Genomic DNA, 18,029 nt, shown 5'->3' on the forward strand with positions numbered 1-18,029 from the left:
GATGGCAATCATTTCGTATACAGATGGGACTGCTTAGATACGCCCTTCGACGCTTCGTTCAGATCATCCCGGTCCTGTTCGGTATCGTGACGCTGATGTTCGTCATGATGCACGCGCTGCCGGGTGATCCCGTTCGCCTCTATCTCGGTACCGAACCGGGCCAGGAGCTGGCGGACGATCTGATCGCAAGCTACGGCTTCGACAGGCCGCTTCACGAACAGTACTTCGATTACCTCGTCCGCCTCGGGCAGGGAGACCTCGGTCAGTCGTTCGTCTACAACCGCCCAGTGTCGGATCTCATCTGGGAGCGAATGGAGCCGACGCTCGTCGTGATGGGGCTTTCCTACCTCGTTGCGCTTCCGATGGCGATCGGTCTCGGCATCTACGGCGCGGCACGCCACAACGAAGCCGGTGACCACGCTTCCCGCTTCGCCGGACTCGCCGGCATCTCCACGCCAAACTTCTGGCTGGCACTGATGCTGATCTACGTGGTGACGTACCATCTCGAGTTGTTACCGGCGTCAGGGTATACCTCGCCGTTTATCGATCCGGTGGAGTCGCTGACGCTGCTCATCATGCCCGTCATCACCCTTGCGACAGCCCAGACGGCGCTGCTCATGCGGATGACGCGCTCGAGTATGATCGAGGAGCTTCGGGCGGACTACATCGAGACGGCACGTGCCTACGGGATTCCCGAGCGGAAGGTACTGATACGACACTCGTTCCGCAACGCGTTGTTACCCCTGGTGACGATCGTTGGGCTCCAGGTCTCGACGTTACTCGGCGGGAGCGTCATCGTCGAAGAGATTTTCGCTATCCCCGGACTGGGACGGCTGTTCTTCGACTCGCTCATCGATCAGGACTACTCCGTCGCCGTCGGAGTGACGTTGTTCTTCTCGACGTTGTTCCTGATCGGCGTCGTGCTCACCGACATCGCGTACGCGTACATCGACCCACGGATCAAGTATGATTGACGTAGCACAGAACCCACCGACGGCATCGTCGGTTGCGACACCAGACACAGCAGTAGCACCGGCACCGGCACTGACACCGATACTGACACTGACGCCGATACCGACACTAACGCCGTGGAGGGATGACCAATGAGCGGCGAAGAGAACCGTGTCGGCGACGCAGAACTCTCCACCAACGGCCGTGTGCTTGGAACGCTCGCGAAGCTCAGGCACAGCCCAACGTCGGTCGCTGGGCTCCTCATCGTCGGCCTCCTCGTTGCGATGGCGATCTTCAGCGCGATCGACAGCTTCCTGTTCAACCGCACGATCATCACGTGGCTCCACGCCGATCCGCACGCGATGGATCAGAGTATGCGCTACTCCGAACCGTCGCGAGAGCATCCGTTTGGAACCGACCGCTACGGTCGCGACGTGTTCGCGCGGATCATCTATGGCAGTCGAACGGCGCTGACGATCGGCATCCTCGCGGTCGGCATCAGCTTCGTCGGCGGCGTCATCATCGGCGCGATCTCGGCGTACTTCGGCGGCTACGTCGACGACGGCCTCATGCGAACCGTCGAGGTCCTGTACGCGATTCCGGGCCTCGTCCTCGCGATGATCTTCATGGCGATCTTCGGTCCAAGTATCTACAACCTCTTCATCGCCTACGGGATCGTCGGCATTCCGGCGTACGCCCGGGTGATGCGCTCCGAAGTACTCTCCTTGCGAGACCGCCAGTACGTCGAGGCGGCCAAACTCGCAGGGCTGCCGCGACGAACGATCCTCTTCCGCGAGATCGTTCCCAACGGCCTCGCACCGGTCGTGGTGCAGGCGACGCTGTCGATGGGGACCGTCATCATCGGCGCAGCGGCGCTCTCGTTCCTCGGCTTCGGTGTGCAACCGCCGACGCCTGACTGGGGCCGAATGCTCGCGGACGGCCGGACGGCGCTGCTCGTCGCGTGGTGGGTCGCGCTGTTCCCCGGCATCATGATCTTCCTCACAGTTATGGGATTCAACATGCTCGGCGACGGATTGCGAGACGTAATGGATCCGAAAACGACCGTCGAAGACGTCGGCTACGAGGATTTCGATGTCGACTCGATCCTCGAGGACGATGGCCACGGCGAGCTCTCACCGAACGAGGGTGACCGCCAGCAAGCGGCAACCGACGGTGGTCTCGAGCACCATGGCACGGAATCATCGACGACGGAGCGAGGTGATCGTTCATGAGCCTCCTCGAGGTCGAAGACCTGCAGACGTACTTCTTCACGTCCGATGGCGTCGTGCGCGCGGTCGACGGTGTGAGCTTCGAGGTCGAAACCGGTGAATCGCTGGGACTCGTCGGCGAGAGTGGCGCTGGAAAGAGCGTCGCCGTCAAGAGTCTCATGGGGCTGATCCGAGAACCTGGTCGGATCGTCAACGGGAGCATCAAGTACGACGGCCAGGAGCTGACCGACCTCAGCGAGCAGGAACTCAGACGAGACATTCGCGGCAACGAAATCTCGATCATCTTCCAGGACGCGATGTCCGCGCTCAACCCCGTCTTCACCGTCGGTGAGCAGATCGAGGAAGTCATCGTCGAGAACACAGACCGGTCGCCGAAAGAGGCACGCGAGCGAGCGATCGAACTCCTCGACGACGTCGGCATCCCGGATCCGGAACAGCGGATCGACGAGTATCCACACCAGTACTCCGGCGGGATGCAACAGCGAGCGATGATCGCGATGGCGCTCGCCTGTGACCCACAACTGATCATTGCCGACGAGCCAACGACAGCGCTCGACGTGACCATTCAGGCAGGAATCCTCGAACTGTTCGAGGATATCAAAGAGAAGTACGAGACGAGCATGGTGTACGTCACGCACGACCTCGGCGTCGTCAGAGAGGTCTGTGACCGTGTAGCCGTCATGTATCTCGGCCGAGTGGTCGAATCCGCTCCGTACGAGGAACTGTACCGAAACCCGAAACACCCCTACACCCAGTCGCTGATCAACTCGGTCGTCACGCCGGACGAGACGCTCGACGAACTCAATCCGATCGGCGGAACCATGCCGAGTGCAGTGTCGCCACCCTCCGGCTGCCGGTTCCGAACACGATGTTCGGTCGAGTTCGGCGAGTGCTCGCAGTTGACTCCGCCGCTGTACGATGTCAGCGACGACGAGACGCATACGGCCGCCTGCCTCCGATACGATGAGGGTGTCGAACGCGAGGAGCCGGCGTTACACGAGTCGACAACCAGCGGGCCGGCCGTCGTGGAGGAATCGACAGATGATTGAGACCGAGACCGAGACCAGGACTGAGACTAACGCTGGCGCTGCGACCGAGACACAACTGCAAACTGACCACAACCGAGGTGCGCTATGAGTACGATCGATCGAACCGACGATGGGGGAACCAGTAGGACGAACCGTGCCAACGACCGGGCTAGCGGGTCCAATCAGGAGCCGTTGCTCGAGGTCTCCGATCTTCAGAAACACTTCCCGGTGAACTCGGGGCTGTTCTCGTCGATCCGATTCGATCCGGACTCGGGAACGTTCCCGTTCCGCTACGACCAGTCGAGCGTGAAAGCCGTCGACGGCGTTGACTTCGAACTACGCCCCGGCGAGACGCTCGGCATCGTCGGCGAATCCGGCTGCGGGAAGTCGACGCTTGCACGCACCATTCTCGGCCTCGAGGAGCCAACTGCGGGCGACATCACCTTCGACGGGCAACCGACGAACGAGATTCCCGAAGGCGAGTTCCGCAAGCGAACGCAGATGGTGTTCCAGGATCCCCAGTCGAGTCTGAACCCGCGCCGAAAGGTCGGCCACATTATCGAAGACCCACTCGAGGGAACCGACTGGCCACGGTCCGAGCCGTCGGTCCGTGCCGACGCCGAGGTTCGAACGGAGCGCCTCGGTGACTATACGGTCGACGCCACGGTCGACGGCGATGCAGACCTCGTCCTCGATCCGGTCGACGGCGTCGCAACGGTCTTGCTGACGGTCCGCCCCGACGGCGGTCCCGACGACCAAGCGATCCAAACGGCCGACGACGTCGCCGTCGAACTCCCCTGGGGGTTCGACGCTACCGTCACCGTCGACGACACCCAGCGAACGATCGACGTCGACGTTTCCGTCTCCGCCTCCAAAGCCGACCTTCGGCGCGAGCGCGCACTCGAGTTACTCGAGCAGGTCGGCCTCAAACGCGAGTACTACGACCGCCATCCCCACGAGTTCTCCGGGGGGCAACGTCAGCGGATCAACCTCGCGCGGGCGCTGTCGATCAATCCGGATCTCGTCGTGGCGGACGAGCCGGTTAGCGGACTCGACGTGAGTGTGCAGGCCCAGATCCTCAACCTGATGGACGACTTGCAGGAGGAGTACGGGCTAACGTACCTCCTGATTTCCCACGACCTGAGCGTCGTTCGGTACGTTGCCGACCGCGTGGCCGTAATGTATCTGGGAGAGTTCGTCGAAATGGCACCGACGGAGGAGCTGTTCACCGAGCAGTACCATCCCTACGCCAGGGCGCTGTTGAGCGCCGTGCCGAACCCTGACCCCGATCAGCCGGGGATCGAATCGGTGATTCAGGGGAACGTGCCGAGTGCTTCCGATCCGCCGCGGGGCTGTCGGTTCCACACGCGTTGTCCGTCGTTCATCCTGCCGGACGGCTTCAGCACCGAGGGGTACGAGGCGTACGACGAACTCCTCGAGGCTGTCCGTGAGAAGGAACTCGAGGGGAGCGATCCGGACGCGATTGTCGAGACCTATCTCGGGGATATCGACGCGAGTGCGTCTGCTGACACCGCTACCGACGCCGCCGGCGATGGCGGTGCGATTCCACCCGCCGCAAGGTCGGACGCGCGCCAGGCCGTCGAACGCGCACTCGCGGGCGACTGGACGGCTGCCAGAGAGCGTCTCGAGGCTCACGAATCGGTCTGTCAGTCTGTAACGCCGGCGCTCGACCCTGCCGCCAGAACCGGTAGTGAAAGCGCTGGCGGAACCGAACGGTTGACGGCGTGTCATCTCGAAGTAACTGACCAGGGAGGCATCCGTGAGCCGTAACGAACAGCGACCGACCGAACAGGCCCCGTCCGAATCCCAGTCCGAGTCGCTGGTCGAGTCGGTGTTTCCGAACCTCGACCGGATAAGCGCGAGCGTCTACGCCGCCGATTTGCGGACCGGCGAGCCGATCGTGGCGGCGAACCCGAACATCCCACTGTTGCCGGCCTCGAACACGAAACTCGTCACGGCAGCACGGGCGTTCGACGAACTCGGGCCGGCTTACCGGTTCGAAACGACGCTGCACGCAGACGGTCCGATACAGGAGGGCCACCTCCTCGGTGACCTCGTCTTGACGGGATACGGCGCGGCGGATCTCTCGCAGGGAGATCTGCTGGCACTCGCCGAGGACATCGCAGATGCTGGCATCGACACCGTCGCCGGCGAACTCGTCATCGATGCCTCCGCGTTCGACCGCCAGTCGCTCGGACCCGGCTGGACCTGGGACGACGGCCAGTTCGAGTACGGCGCGAAGAGTACGCCACTCGCGCTCGAACGGAACACGGTCGATATCACCGTCAGCCACCGCAACGGCTCGGTGACCGTCGACGCCTCGCCGACCTCAGAGATCGTCCGGATCGAATCGGATGTCACGACGGGACCGACCGAACAGCTCGAGGTGTACAAGAAACGCGCCTCCGAGGTCATCCGCGTCGAGGGGCAGATCCCACCCGGCGAGACGACCGTCGAGGCGAGCCCCGTCGACGATCCGATGATGCACGCCGGCTCGCTGCTCCGGCAAGCACTCGAGTCCACCGGCGTCACAATCGACGGCTGGACCCGGATCGAACACGACCCGGTCGACACCGATGGCCCACCCTGTGCGGCCGTCGAGTCCTCGCCGCTTTCCGCACAGGTTCGCACTATGCTCGTCACCTCGGACAACTTCGTCGCCGAGCAACTCGCGCGAACGGTCGCGCTCGAACTCGACGGTGAGGGCTCCTGGAACGCCTGGGAAACCCACGTCAATGACTTTCTGGAGGCCCGCGGTGCTGACGCCGCCCATCTCCGAGACGGCTCTGGCCTCTCGCGATATAATCTCCTGTCGGCCTCGGGTATCGCCGCCGTACTCGAGTGGAGCCTCGACCAGCCCTGGGGCGATCGGTACCGCCGGTCGCTCCCGCTGGCTGGCGTCGAGGGCACTGTCAGCAACCGACTCGAGGATGCGCCGCTCCCAGTCAGAGCGAAGACCGGCACGCTCACGGGGGTTCGAACGCTCTCGGGCTACGTCGAGAATCGGGAGAACGAGCCCGAGATTGTCTTCTCGTGTCTCCTCTCGAATCTCACGGGCGAGCACGAGGCGACCGCAACAGATCGTATCGACGACCTGGTCGAGTCGATTATCGAGGCGGCTGCACTCGAGTGAGACATCGTTTCGACACGACGTTCATACTGTCGGACAAATATCGTGAATACCTGATCGCGTCTCGATGTTTGTCGTTGGTTGCGACGGCAACTCGAGTGCAATCGGCGTGTGAACCGTTTTGTCCGACAGTACAGCAGTAACAGGGTAGTGGTGTGGCTTCTCTCGTGGGCTTCCTGAATGTGGTCTTCGATTCGCGTCGACACTGGGAAGCGAACGTCTGCTGGATTCGAATCGAATACCAGGAGTGAAGAACGACGAGAAGCCGCTACGGTTCACGCTCGCACGTGGAACCAGACGACGGACGAACCCGTTTGCAGGTTGCCGGTTCGGCTGTAAACCTATTCGGCGACTCTCGGTTCTTCGAGAACCCTCGTACCTGCTAGGAGTTACTGTTTCTTGTAGTCCCGATTTAACGAATCCACTCGCGCAAGCCCCGATTCAGCAACTTCACTGGATATCAAACCAGACCATTATTAGTAAAATAATAAAAATATGTGTTTACCTATTCGACCACTATCATTTCAGTAGGTATTTTTACTATGTACTATAACTATAACTCATTAATAGAAGAAAACTCATTAAACTCACGGCCGTCCCCGTAGCTTGTGGTTTAGCTGGCTGCAATGCGTTGAGTCCCAGCGAAGAAGATGGAAACTCGGATATCGAACTAAACAACATCCACATCTACGCTCACCCCTCTGTAGAAGGATACGAACCGATCGATGTCGGAGTTACTGCTGAGCGGGATGGCAGTGAGGTTTATGACGAAAACCACACGATTTCCGACCCGTCTACCATGGAGGGGTTCGAAATTAGTGAACAGTGGATGGAATCCCGTGCCGAGTACAGTGTCACAGTTACGACTTCAATCCACGACGAACCAGAGGTATTCACCTCGAAAGAGTACGAAGATCGCGTTTCTAATGGTTCCCAGGAGGAGCAGCACTGTATCGATCTCAAATTTCGAATAACACCCTCTACAATCAGAGCTGCGCCGATATCTGGGTTTTGCTCGACCGATTCGTAACTGGTGATGGACAGATCGCGTCTATGTCGTCTGGGGCCTGGTCCCTAGTCCCTCTCAGCCGTCTGACCCTTGAAACCTATCGCGTCAATTCACTCGCGTCGCGTTCACGACACCACGTGATGCCAGCGGCCGCGTCTCTCGAGTGGTGCTTACGACGAGCGTAACTGCGCCGTCTCGCTCCGTTCGCGATCCCTAACCTCTTCGAGAATGCGCTCGAGAACGACCGACTCGCCCTTTCGAAGATGTTCGAGTGCAGTCGGTCCGGAGACACCGTGCTTTTCGGCGAGATCCTTCGCGGCGATGTCTCGCGGCCAGCCGTAGTAACCCTCCTCGAGTGCAGAGAGGAGATACTCCGTCTGCCGGGCGGAGAGGTCGTCTCTAATCTCGTCGATGACGGTGTGGTTGGCCGAGGCGTTCGGCTCGTAGTCAGTCACGCGAAGGATATCGACATCTGCGTCCGTCTCGAGCGTCGAAATTGCGGAGCTGATCGCACCGCCGTCGACGAGCAGGGTCCAGTACTCTGCGTTGTCCTGGATGCGGATATCGCCGATCGGTGTCAACGACGAGTTGATGATCGCATCGTAAATCGACGACTCCATCTTGTATCTGGTGTGGATCCGAAGCGATTGGATCCCGCCGTCGAGGCGGTCGGTCGAGCGGACGGCAGGGGCGGCTGCTGCCTCGTCCGCGATTGCGTCGAGATCGAGGTCGCCGTCGCCACTGACGACGACTGTTGCCAGAATGTCGGTTCCATCGGAGCAGATGTCGGTCACGACGAGCGTCGTATCCGGATACGTTCGCGTCAACGACAGCATCCAGCACCCTTCATGCCACAGTTGGAGGTCGAGTCGCTTTTTCATGGACGATCAGATACTCACGTACCCTGATATTGGATGTCATTCACAGTCATCATATATAGAACTGTGCATCTGACGGATGCTCTTCCCCGTCGAACAGTCGGGTTCCCTAGCATGCGAGGGAGGGTGCTTTCACGAACTGATGCGTCACGTAGTACCAATGGATCTCACCCACCGGCGAGAACGCTTGCTCGAACACGAAGCGGCGCTGTGTGCACCGCACGACAGCCCGGTATACGTCTTCTACGAGGACGACATCCGGGACAACTACCGAACGCTTCGAAGCGCGCTTGACGAGCACTACCCCGACTCGACCATCCACTTTGCCGTCAAGGCTAACTACAATCCCGCTATCCTCTCGATTCTCCGCGACGAGGGCTGTCACGCCGAAGTGTACGCCCGCGGTGAACTCGCGGCGGCACAGACGGCCGGCTACGATGCCGACGACCTGCTGTTGACCGGGATGAACCGCCGTCCCGAGGACATCGAGCGCGCCCTCGAAACCGGCGTTGGACACTTCCTCGTCGATAACGCAACCGAACTCGAACGGCTCGTGGCGGCCGCGCGAAAAACCGACGTTCGCCCGCGCGTGCTAATTCGCTGTAACCCGTCGATGGAGGTCCCCACCCACCCCGAGGTCGCGACGGCGACACTCGAGACGAAGTTCGGGCTGGACATCGATTCGGGTCGCGCGATGGCAGTCACCGAAAAGGCGGTGGCCGCCGAGGAAATCGACCTTGCGGGCATTCAACTCCACATCGGCAGCCAAATACAAAGTGCCGAGCCATACGGCGTCGCAGCGCGAGATATGTGCGCGTTCGCCGTCGATATTCGCGACGAACTCGGCGTCGAGATCGATGTGCTTGATCTTGGCGGCGGGCTCCCGGTACCGTACGACGACGATGTGCCTGCTCCCGAAACGATCATCGAGACAATCGCGACGAACGTCAAAGACTCGCTCTCTGCGACAGACATGTCGCTCCCAACGCTCTTTCTCGAACCGGGCCGGCGACTCGTCGGCAACGCCGGGACGCTGCTCGCCCGTGTCGGCGTCGTCAAGGAGACGCCGTACGCGACGTTCGCCGTGCTCGACGCCGGGACGAACACAGTGTCGTCGTACTGGCCGTACCCGATTTACGCACTTTCGGAGGCAGAGCCAACCGAATCCTATCACCTCGCCGGACCACTTTGCTACTCGGGTGACGTGCTTGCCGAGGACGTCTCGCTGCCGCCACTCGAGCGCGGCGATACCATCGCGATCGACCGCATCGGCGCGTATTCGCTCGGCAGCGCATCGCACACGAACGCTCAGCCGAAGCCGCCGATCGTTCTCCTGCGCTCGAACGGTGATGTCGAGACGATCCGTCAGCCAGAATCGGTCGAGGAAATCATCGGCAACGCACAGCAGCCCGAGGACCTGGCGCTCGACGACGTAACGACGGAGGCTGACTGATGAGCACGGACGCCGCACTCGAGACGGCTGCGTCGCTCGCTGTCCAGCAGGCAACGACGCAGTACGCTCCTGACGAGCGGGCTGCCGTCGCCGCTGTCGATGCAGTCGTCTCCGACGATACCGTCGTTCTCGAAGGGGCGGTAAGCACCGAGCGGGTTCGAACCGGTGTTCGCAATGCTGTGCAGGAGGCCGTTTCCGCGCAGTCTGACGATGGCTCGGACGCCGCCGCTAACGCCACCACAGACGCCACCACAGACGCCACCACAGTTCGCGACGAGCTGACCGTACTCGAGTCTCTGGCTGTGCCACGCACCACTCGTCGTCGCGTGGTCTCCGTCAGGGGCGACCCTGAGGAGGACGCTGAGCAGGTCACGAAGGCACTGTACGGAGAAGCCCTGACGGCCTACGATGGCCGCGACGGCTGGTGTCGCGTTCGGACCGCCGACGGCTACCTCGGCTGGGTCGACGAGGAGGCGCTCTGCGAACTCGACGTCACCGACGAGTGGGAACCAGATGCTGCTGTCGCAACTGCGCCGGCTGACGCGTTCGAGGACGAAGACCGTGATCCTGACAGCACCGTCGGTCTCGACACCGTTCCCGCGGGTGTCGAGTGCCGAATCGAGTCGGACGGAACCGACGCCGAGTCCAGCGGGACCGGCTCCGAGACGGCCACCCAAGCCGAACTCGTCGTTTCCTTCCGAACCGGTGCCACAGCGCGACTCCACGCCGACGCCATCCGCGAGACGGCCGGACTTGGAACCGGCGACGAGGTCGTCTCCATCGCGAGACAGTTCCTCGAGACGCCCTACGAGTGGGGCGGGATGACCAGCGACGGGATCGACTGCTCTGGCCTCGTTCGCATCGCCTATGCGGCTATTGGCGTGCTCGTTCCGCGCGACGCAGACCAGCAGTCCACGCTCGGAAAGGCCGTCGACCGCGACGAACTCGAACCCGGGGATCTGCTCTTTTTCCCCGGCCACGTCGCGATCAGCCTCGGCGGCGACGACTACATCCACGCCTACGGCAGCGACGATGCGGTGACGATCAACAGCCTCGACCCCGACGACGAGCAGTATGTCGAATCGCTCGACGAGTCGATGACGGCCACGAAGCGACTCCTGCCGACCGACGCTGACTCGATGGAGGTTGACCGATGATCGTCGACCGCGTCGACGTCTATCGAGTCGAGTTCCCCCTGATCGACTCGTTCGAAATCTCGCTCGGGACGAAACACCGCGCGACGAACGTGCTCGTCGAACTCGAGACCGACTCCGGCGTCGTCGGCTGGGGCGAAGGCGCACCGCTCGCGCCCATCACGGGCGAGACGATCGACAGCGCCATCGCTGGGGCGACCGCTGGCGCGGCGGTACTCGAGGGACGCGACCTTCGCGACCGGCGCGAACTCGCACTGGAACTCGACGCGGCGCTTCCCGGGGCGGTCTCCTCGCGCTTTGCACTCGAGACGGCGCTGTACGACGCCTATTGTCGCGAGCGAGGGATTGCGCTGGCGGAGTGCTTCGGCGGGAAGCCGGAGCCGGTTCGGACCGATATCACGGTCGCGATTGTCGATCCGGAAACCGCGGCGGCAGAGACAGAGGCTGCCAAAGAGCAGGGATTCGACGAGTTCAAGGTCAAAGTCGGCAGCGATGTGGAGTCTGACCTAGAGCGCGTTGCGGCCGTCCGACGTGCGGCCCCCGATGCGGGGCTCAAGGTCGACGCGAATCAGGGCTGGACACCGAAGGAGGCGATTCGGTTTGCCGACCGGGCTGCCGACCGCGGGCTCGATGTCGGCCTGCTCGAACAGCCCGTTCACCGAGACGACGTTACTGGCCTCAAGCGCGTTACTGAGGCCGTTCGAACGCCGGTCGCGGCCGACGAGACGGTCTTCACACCTGCGGATGCACACCGGGTCGTTTCGGAGGGTGCCGCCGACGTGATCAACATCAAGGCGGGCAAGTCGGGGCTGACCGACGGTGCTGCCATCGCCGAAATCGCACGCGGCGCGAATCTCGACGTGATGGTCGGCTGTATGCTAGAGAGCGCGCTCGGCCTCCACGCCAGCGCCCACTTGGTCGCCGGACTGGGTGACTTCTCGTACGTCGACCTCGACGGCAACCACTCGTTCGAGCGCGGGCTCGCGGACCTCCCATCCGGACCGACGCACGAACTCACCGGACCCGGCCACGGAATCGTTCCCGAGCCGGATGCTGTGCCCGAGTCGCCCGTCGAGCGATGACGTTTGCCAGCGGTGGCACTGGGCCTGCTTCCTCGGACACCGCTATCGCCACCGAGCGAGTCCAGTCGCTACTCGAGGAGGGCCTGGAGCGCGAGTACTACACGGCGGCAGTTGCCGTCGCCGGTGGCGTCGACGAACTACCGGTTACGGTCGCCGTCGGACAGCCGTCGCCAACCGACGAGCGCACGGTTGGCCTCGAGACGCCGTTCGACTGCGCCTCGCTCACGAAGCCAATCGTCACCACGACGGTACTGTTTCGACTCCTCGAACGGGGGGAGGTGACCCTGACCGACGAACTCGGCGACCACCTGCCTGCACTCGAGCGCCACCGGCGCGGCGAAATTCCGCTGTGGCGGCTCCTGACGCACACGTCCGGCCTACAGCCGTACGCCTTCTCGCCCGAGTGGGACAGTGTCGACGACGTACTGGCGGGGCTCGCCGACCAGAACCTGTTCGATCGCCGACTCGGTGACGGCTTCGTCTACAGCTGTCTGAACTACGTCTACCTCGCGGCCGCTCTTCGCCAGGTGGCCGGAACCGACCTCGCGACGCTCGCCGACGAGCACGTGTTCGGCCCCGCCGGCATGCGTGATTCGTCCCTCGGTCCGTACGAGACAGGCGATTCGGAGTCTGAACTCGAGTCAACCGTCGTTGCGACGTACGATCACGAGTACGGCCGCGGCGAGTGTCGCAACGAGATCCACGACCCGATTGGGAACGTGATGGGCGGCGAGAGCGGCAACGCCGGGCTGTTTGCGACGGCTCATGACGTTGCACAGTTCGCGCAGACACTGCTCAGCGATTCAGATTCTGATTCGGCGTCGGCAGCGCCGCCTCGGCTCGTCTCGCCTGCGACCATCGACTGTCTCCCGGTTCGGCGGAGTGGAACGGAGACCGCATCGCAGGGCTACGGCTGGCGCGTCGGGACGGACCACATTCCGGCGCCCCAGTGGTCCGAGCGAACGATCGGTCACACCGGCTTTACGGGCACCTCGCTGTGGGTCGACATCGACCGTGGACGTTTCGCCTGCCTCCTCACGAACGCCGTCTACGAGCAGGTGCAACTGTACCGGTTCCGACAGCGCTACCACGCGATCGTTGCTGCGTCGCTGTTTGGCTGACACCGTCCGACCTCCTTGTCGCTGTGTTCAACATAGTCGTCGTTTTCGTTGTCTCCCCCATTCGCTTGACCCCACGCACCGACCGTCCTATAGTAACAACTGCACCTAGTTACACACTGCTCGCCGAGTCATCTGGCGATCAGGCGTGCAGTGACTTGCAGTGGCTACTATAGCCTAGCTACCAAGGGTTGGGTTTTTAGCTCTCGGACGGGAATCCGTCGACCATGACAGATTTTGACACAGTCCTCCGGAACGGCCGACTCGTCGATGGTACTGGTTCTCCGTGGTTCGACGGCGATATCGCCATTCGGGACGGCCGAATCGCTGCAATTGGCACTGTTTCTGGCACCGGGGCTACCGAACTCGACGCAGAGGGACACGTCGTTGCACCAGGCTTTATCGACATCCACACGCACTCCGATTACACGCTCCCCGCGAACCGAGCGGCCCACAGCAAGGTCCGTCAGGGCGTCACTCTCGAGATTGTCGGCAACTGCGGGACGAGCGCCGCGCCGCGACACGGACTCGCTGCGGAGGACGTCGACGAAGGATTTGCCTACCGCGGCGTCGGCGACGTCGTCGACACGAGCCAGTGGGAAACGATGGGCGAGTACCTCAACCACCTCGACGACCCCGAGGCCGGCGGCGTCTCGCTCAACGTCGGCTCGCTCGTCGGCCACGAAAACGTCCGAATTCCCGTGCTCGGCTACGAGGACCGCGAGCCGACCGCCGACGAACTCGAGGAGATGAAAGCGCTCCTCGACGAGGCGCTCTCGGACGGCGCTGTCGGTCTCTCGACGGGCCTCATCTACACCCCCGGCGCGTTCGCCGAGACCGAGGAACTCGTCGAACTGGCCTCTGTCGTCGCCGAGCACGACAAACTGTACGCCACCCACATGCGAAGCGAGGGCGACGATATTTTCGCGGCACTCGAGGAGGCCATCGAGATCGGCGACCGTGCTGGCGTTCCGGTACAGGTTTCCCACCACAAGGCCGTCGGCCGGGACAACTGGGGCAAGGTCCGATACACCCTCCGCCGGATGGAACGCGCCCGCGAGGACGGCGTCGAAATCCAGTGCGAGCAGTACCCCTACACCGCCTCTTCGACCAGTCTGGTCGCCCGGCTGCCGACCTGGGCTCGCGAGGGCGGGACCGAGGCGACGCTCGAACGGTTGACCGACACAGAGACGCAGGCCGAGATTCGGGAGGCACTCGAGTCGAACACCGATTCCTGGGACGATATTCTCATCACGAACGTCCGGACACCCGAACTCGAACACGTCCAGGGGAAGACCGTCGGCGAACTCGCGGAGCGGGCGGACGAATCTCGGACGCCTGCCCAGATTGTCGTCGACCTGCTGATCGAGGACCGCTGTCGGCCCCGACACATCCACTTCAGCATGAGCGAGCAGGATGTCGAGGAGGTTATGGCCCACGACCTCACGATGATCGGCAGCGACGGCAACTCGCTGCGCCCGGCGGGGCCGCTCGGCGACGGCGTTCCGCACCCGCGAAGTTACGGCACGTTCCCGCGGGTGCTCGGCCACTACGTTCGCGAGGAGTCAGTTATCTCACTCGAGACGGCCGTCTACAAGATGACCGGCCAGCCCGCAGCCAGACTCGGACTCGAGGACCGCGGCGTGCTGAAACGAGGTATGTGGGCGGATATTACGGTGTTCGACCCCGATACGGTGAGCCAGGGTGGGTCGTTCGTCGATCCGGCCGTCTATCCAGACGGCATTCCGCACGTGCTCGTCAACGGTGAGTTCGTCGTGCGGGATGGCGAGCATACGGATGCGCGTCCCGGTGTCGCGCTTCGGTGAGCGCTTCGTCGTTTCTTTGACGTCCAGCAGTGGGCAGTTATTCGGCGGAGCGGTCGTCAGTATTGATCTTGCACCCTGTCGATTTTGCACTGCACACACAGGTCGTCAGCAAAACAGGAGATACTGTCGTAGGGACAGTCGTACTCCTCGACGTGAACGGACTGGCGGCGCTTTTCCTGTCGCCAGATGCTCTCCCAGTCGCCGATGTCCATGTCGGCGGACGTGAAGACGACACTTCCGTCTCGAGCCACGATTTTTGCGACCGTCACGTCGTGCTGATTTGCTTTGACGACTGCAATCGCGTCCTCGTACGAGCGACAACTGTGCTCTTTCGTTCCGGCTGTATCGTCCAGAAGCCGGACCGTTATCGATCCGTCGTACTCTTCTGTTGGCTCCAGCCCACCAGTCATACCGAGTCGTTCTGGAAGCTGGCGCAAAAGTTTGGGGGCTGTGCTCGAGTGGAGCCGAACTTCTGCTACTGTCCTATCCGACCCAGCTGTCCTCATATTATCGGTCTCCCAACGGTCATTTCCGACATTTTACACGTGTTCATCGAGGAACGCATCGATTCGCTCGAACTGTTCGATACGGTTCTCGAGCTTGGTCGTGTGGTGACCTTCGTCCTCGAAGATACACGTTTCGACCGGAACGCCCTGCTCTTCGACGGCGTCAGCGATCTGGCGTGCCTCATCGACCGGCACGCGCGGATCGTTCGCGCCATGCTGGACGAACAGCGGGCACGCAATCTGATCGACCGTGTGGATTGGACTGATCGACTCGAGGAACTCGCGATCAGCATCGAGTGAGCCGTACTCTGCCTCGCGGTGGGGTCGGCGGTAGTCTCCGGTGTTCTCGAGGAACGTCACCCAGTTCGAGATACCGACGAAATCGACGGCGGCCGCCCAGATGTCGGGATACTCGGTGATACACGCAAGCACCATGAAGCCGCCGTAAGAGCGGCCGTAGCAGACGATCGAGTCGGCGTCGATCTCCGGCCGGTCGCGGAGCCACTCGACGCCTTCCGCAATATCTCGAACGGAATCCATCCGTTTCTCGACGTCGTCGAGCGCGGCGTACTCGCTCCCGTAGCCCGAGGAGCCACGGACGTTCGGTTCGAAAAGGGCGTATCCTGCATCGAGGAAGTACTGGCGGATCGGCCGGTTCCGCCACGAGGGACGCCGCTGAGAGTGTGGGCCGCCGTGAATGTCTACGATCACTGGCGTCTCTCCCTCCTCGTAGTCGTCGGGAAGGGTGAAGAACGCCGGAATCTCCCTGTCGTCGAACGTCTCGTATCGGATCAGATCGGGTTCGTGGTACTGTTCGAGGGGGATACCACCGGAGGAGGGTATCGTCCAGCGTTCCGACTCCGGTGTAGCAGTGTCATCGATCGTGTCCAGTTCGACGGTGTAGATCGAGTAGTTCAGGTTGGTCGACGAGACGGTCATTGCCGCTCGGTTTCCTGCAGGGCCGATCGTCAGCCCAGAGACGACACCGTCTGGGACCCCGACTGAGACGGTGTCTGCCTCGGTCGGTGTCCGAAGCTGACCGACGAAGAGCTCGGAGTAGCCGTCGACGTTTCGCGCGTATGCGAGCCGACCGGTCGCAGCGTCGAGGCCGAACTCGTCGACACTCCAGTCATCAGATTCCTGATCGTCGACGGTGACTGGTTCCGCCTCGAGCGTTGCAAGGTCGATGCGGATCAGTTCCGTCGTGTCGCCGAAGGTATCGCTCACACAGTAGATTGCTTCGCCGTCCGGTCCGAAGGTGGGGTGGCTGTATCGAGCAGGGTCCTCGTGTGGGGTGACGTGTCGACGTTCGCCACTGTCGACCTCGACGACGGAGAGGTCGATGTCCGAACTGGCGTGGGCGTTTCTGAGAAGGAGTCGGTCACCGGACGGACTCCAGCCGACGACGCTGATGCGACCGTCGCCCTCACAGACGCGTGTCGGTTCGCTCCCGTCGGCTCCACCCTCGTGATCGGTCCCGCCCTCGCCGGTATCGACAGCCATTACGTACACGTCGAAATCAGCGGTGGTACGACGGTTGGCGGTGAACGCGACTCGGTCTCCATCGGGGCTCCAGGCGCCCCACTGGTGGATCGCATCTGGTCTGTCCGTCAGTTGGACGATCGTCCGGTCGTCGGGACTGAGTCGGTACAACTGATCGTGCTCGTCGGCGCCGGTGTCCTTACCGAACGCGATCACGTCGCCGCTCGGTGACCAGTCGACGAACGAAACGCGCTCGTCGTAGAACGTCTGCTGGGTCGGCCAACCGCCCGGCTCGCCGAGTGTCCAGACCTGCATCGTTCCCGTCGTGTCCGCGCGAAACGCCAGGCGACCGTCCGGTGCGACCGTCGCTCCTCTTGTTCCGCGAGCGTTCAAGTAGCGCCCGACATCACGTGTCATGATCTGATGCAGTCACGCCGTTTGTTTGAACGTATGGGTCCCGGAACATTCGACTCGAATCTGATGCGTTCACTACGCATTCAGCGATTGTATGTCTAACTGGGACATTCTAAAAGACATAAGGAAGCTGCTATTAGTAACTCGAACCAGAAGTCATGACGCTCCCGATGACCCTATCCTCGGCTCACTGGCGCAGATTCGACAGAATATCGTCGAACTGCACAATAGCGAGGATCTGTTCCGGACGGACCGGCGGTTGCCGAAAGAATCGGTCTGGGTGATCAATACCCGTCATACAACTGCTGAATCTTCGGTATCGTGGCTACACGTTTCTGTTATATATGATGGACAAATTATCTTGGGTTGACAGTAAACCATCGACAACCACACAATATATAGATTTCATTTAGTGATAGCAAATTAGATAATATCGGTGCTACTACTAATACTGGTTAGTCGATTGCCAATCAATGTGCGGAGAGTCGACGGTCGGAAGAACGATTCGAGGTCTCGAGTGCGGGTTGGGTGCCAACCGAGGCACGAACGGTGTCTGTGAAACCGGAGATTTTCGGATGATTGTGAGCTTTCGGTTCTCAACATGCTGCATATCGACATCTGGATTTCCGCACGCTCTCGAAACCGTTGTCCGGGGCCGGAGTCGTACCGGCAGAACACGAAACGCAGGCCATCGTTCAATGTGATGCTGAGCCTTCGAACTCCGTCGTTTCCGCCGATCAATTTCCAG

At 61.8% G+C, this 18,029-nt stretch carries 14 protein-coding genes; 11 read left to right on the forward strand and 3 right to left on the reverse strand.

The window, feature by feature from the left end; translation table 11 throughout:
• Positions 1-23: 23 nt before the first annotated feature.
• The 6 genes from NMAG_RS17640 to NMAG_RS17665 all read left to right on the forward strand — a co-directional run bounded on the left by NMAG_RS17640 (position 24) and on the right by NMAG_RS17665 (position 7,389).
• Complete coding sequence (locus NMAG_RS17640) at positions 24-974, forward strand: ABC transporter permease (RefSeq protein WP_004213468.1); 951 nt, start codon at positions 24-26, stop codon at positions 972-974.
• A 129-nt stretch (positions 975-1,103) separates the two neighbouring features.
• Complete coding sequence (locus NMAG_RS17645; protein ID WP_004213470.1) at positions 1,104-2,183, forward strand: ABC transporter permease; 1,080 nt, start codon at positions 1,104-1,106, stop codon at positions 2,181-2,183.
• Complete coding sequence (locus tag NMAG_RS17650) at positions 2,180-3,229, forward strand: ABC transporter ATP-binding protein (protein WP_004213471.1); 1,050 nt, start codon at positions 2,180-2,182, stop codon at positions 3,227-3,229. The genes NMAG_RS17645 and NMAG_RS17650 overlap by 4 nt, the downstream gene beginning before the upstream one ends.
• A gap of 84 nt (positions 3,230-3,313) precedes the next feature.
• Entirely contained in the window at positions 3,314-4,999 is a 1,686-nt protein-coding gene (locus tag NMAG_RS17655) for an ABC transporter ATP-binding protein (protein WP_004213473.1), read from the forward strand.
• Complete coding sequence (dacB, locus tag NMAG_RS17660) at positions 4,989-6,362, forward strand: D-alanyl-D-alanine carboxypeptidase/D-alanyl-D-alanine endopeptidase (RefSeq protein ID WP_004213474.1); 1,374 nt, start codon at positions 4,989-4,991, stop codon at positions 6,360-6,362. The genes NMAG_RS17655 and dacB overlap by 11 nt, the downstream gene beginning before the upstream one ends.
• A gap of 628 nt (positions 6,363-6,990) precedes the next feature.
• A complete protein-coding gene (locus tag NMAG_RS17665) occupies positions 6,991-7,389 on the forward strand; it encodes a hypothetical protein (RefSeq protein WP_004213476.1) in 399 nt (132 codons plus the stop codon).
• Positions 7,390-7,538: 149 nt separating this feature from the next.
• Here the strand turns inward: NMAG_RS17665 and NMAG_RS17670 are convergent, their stop codons facing one another.
• Positions 7,539-8,249, reverse strand: a complete 711-nt coding sequence (locus NMAG_RS17670; protein WP_012996871.1) for a helix-turn-helix domain-containing protein — start codon at positions 8,247-8,249, stop codon at positions 7,539-7,541.
• Between the two features lie 157 nt (positions 8,250-8,406).
• Here NMAG_RS17670 and lysA point away from each other — a divergent pair, with 157 nt between their 5' ends.
• From lysA to NMAG_RS17695, 5 genes are all read left to right on the forward strand, one after another.
• Entirely contained in the window at positions 8,407-9,699 is a 1,293-nt protein-coding gene (gene lysA / locus NMAG_RS17675; RefSeq protein WP_004213479.1) for a diaminopimelate decarboxylase, read from the forward strand.
• Entirely contained in the window at positions 9,699-10,856 is a 1,158-nt protein-coding gene (locus NMAG_RS17680) for a C40 family peptidase (protein ID WP_004213480.1), read from the forward strand. The genes lysA and NMAG_RS17680 overlap by 1 nt, the downstream gene beginning before the upstream one ends.
• Positions 10,853-11,935, forward strand: a complete 1,083-nt coding sequence (locus NMAG_RS17685) for a dipeptide epimerase (protein WP_004213482.1) — start codon at positions 10,853-10,855, stop codon at positions 11,933-11,935. Before NMAG_RS17680 ends, NMAG_RS17685 begins: the two co-directional genes overlap by 4 nt.
• Complete coding sequence (locus NMAG_RS17690) at positions 11,932-13,056, forward strand: serine hydrolase domain-containing protein (protein WP_004213483.1); 1,125 nt, start codon at positions 11,932-11,934, stop codon at positions 13,054-13,056. Before NMAG_RS17685 ends, NMAG_RS17690 begins: the two co-directional genes overlap by 4 nt.
• Positions 13,057-13,280: 224 nt before the next feature.
• A complete protein-coding gene (locus NMAG_RS17695) occupies positions 13,281-14,879 on the forward strand; it encodes an N-acyl-D-amino-acid deacylase family protein (protein ID WP_004213484.1) in 1,599 nt (532 codons plus the stop codon).
• A gap of 56 nt (positions 14,880-14,935) precedes the next feature.
• Here NMAG_RS17695 and NMAG_RS17700 read toward each other — a convergent pair whose 3' ends face one another.
• The gene (locus NMAG_RS17700; RefSeq protein ID WP_004266947.1) at positions 14,936-15,289 is read right to left on the reverse strand and encodes a hypothetical protein; all 354 of its coding nucleotides are present in this window, start codon (positions 15,287-15,289) and stop codon (positions 14,936-14,938) included.
• A 129-nt stretch (positions 15,290-15,418) separates the two neighbouring features.
• A complete protein-coding gene (locus tag NMAG_RS17705) occupies positions 15,419-17,284 on the reverse strand; it encodes a S9 family peptidase (RefSeq protein ID WP_004266948.1) in 1,866 nt (621 codons plus the stop codon).
• Positions 17,285-18,029 lie beyond the last annotated feature (745 nt).

The organism is Natrialba magadii ATCC 43099, assembly GCF_000025625.1.
In the GTDB taxonomy this organism is placed as follows: domain Archaea; phylum Halobacteriota; class Halobacteria; order Halobacteriales; family Natrialbaceae; genus Natrialba; species Natrialba magadii.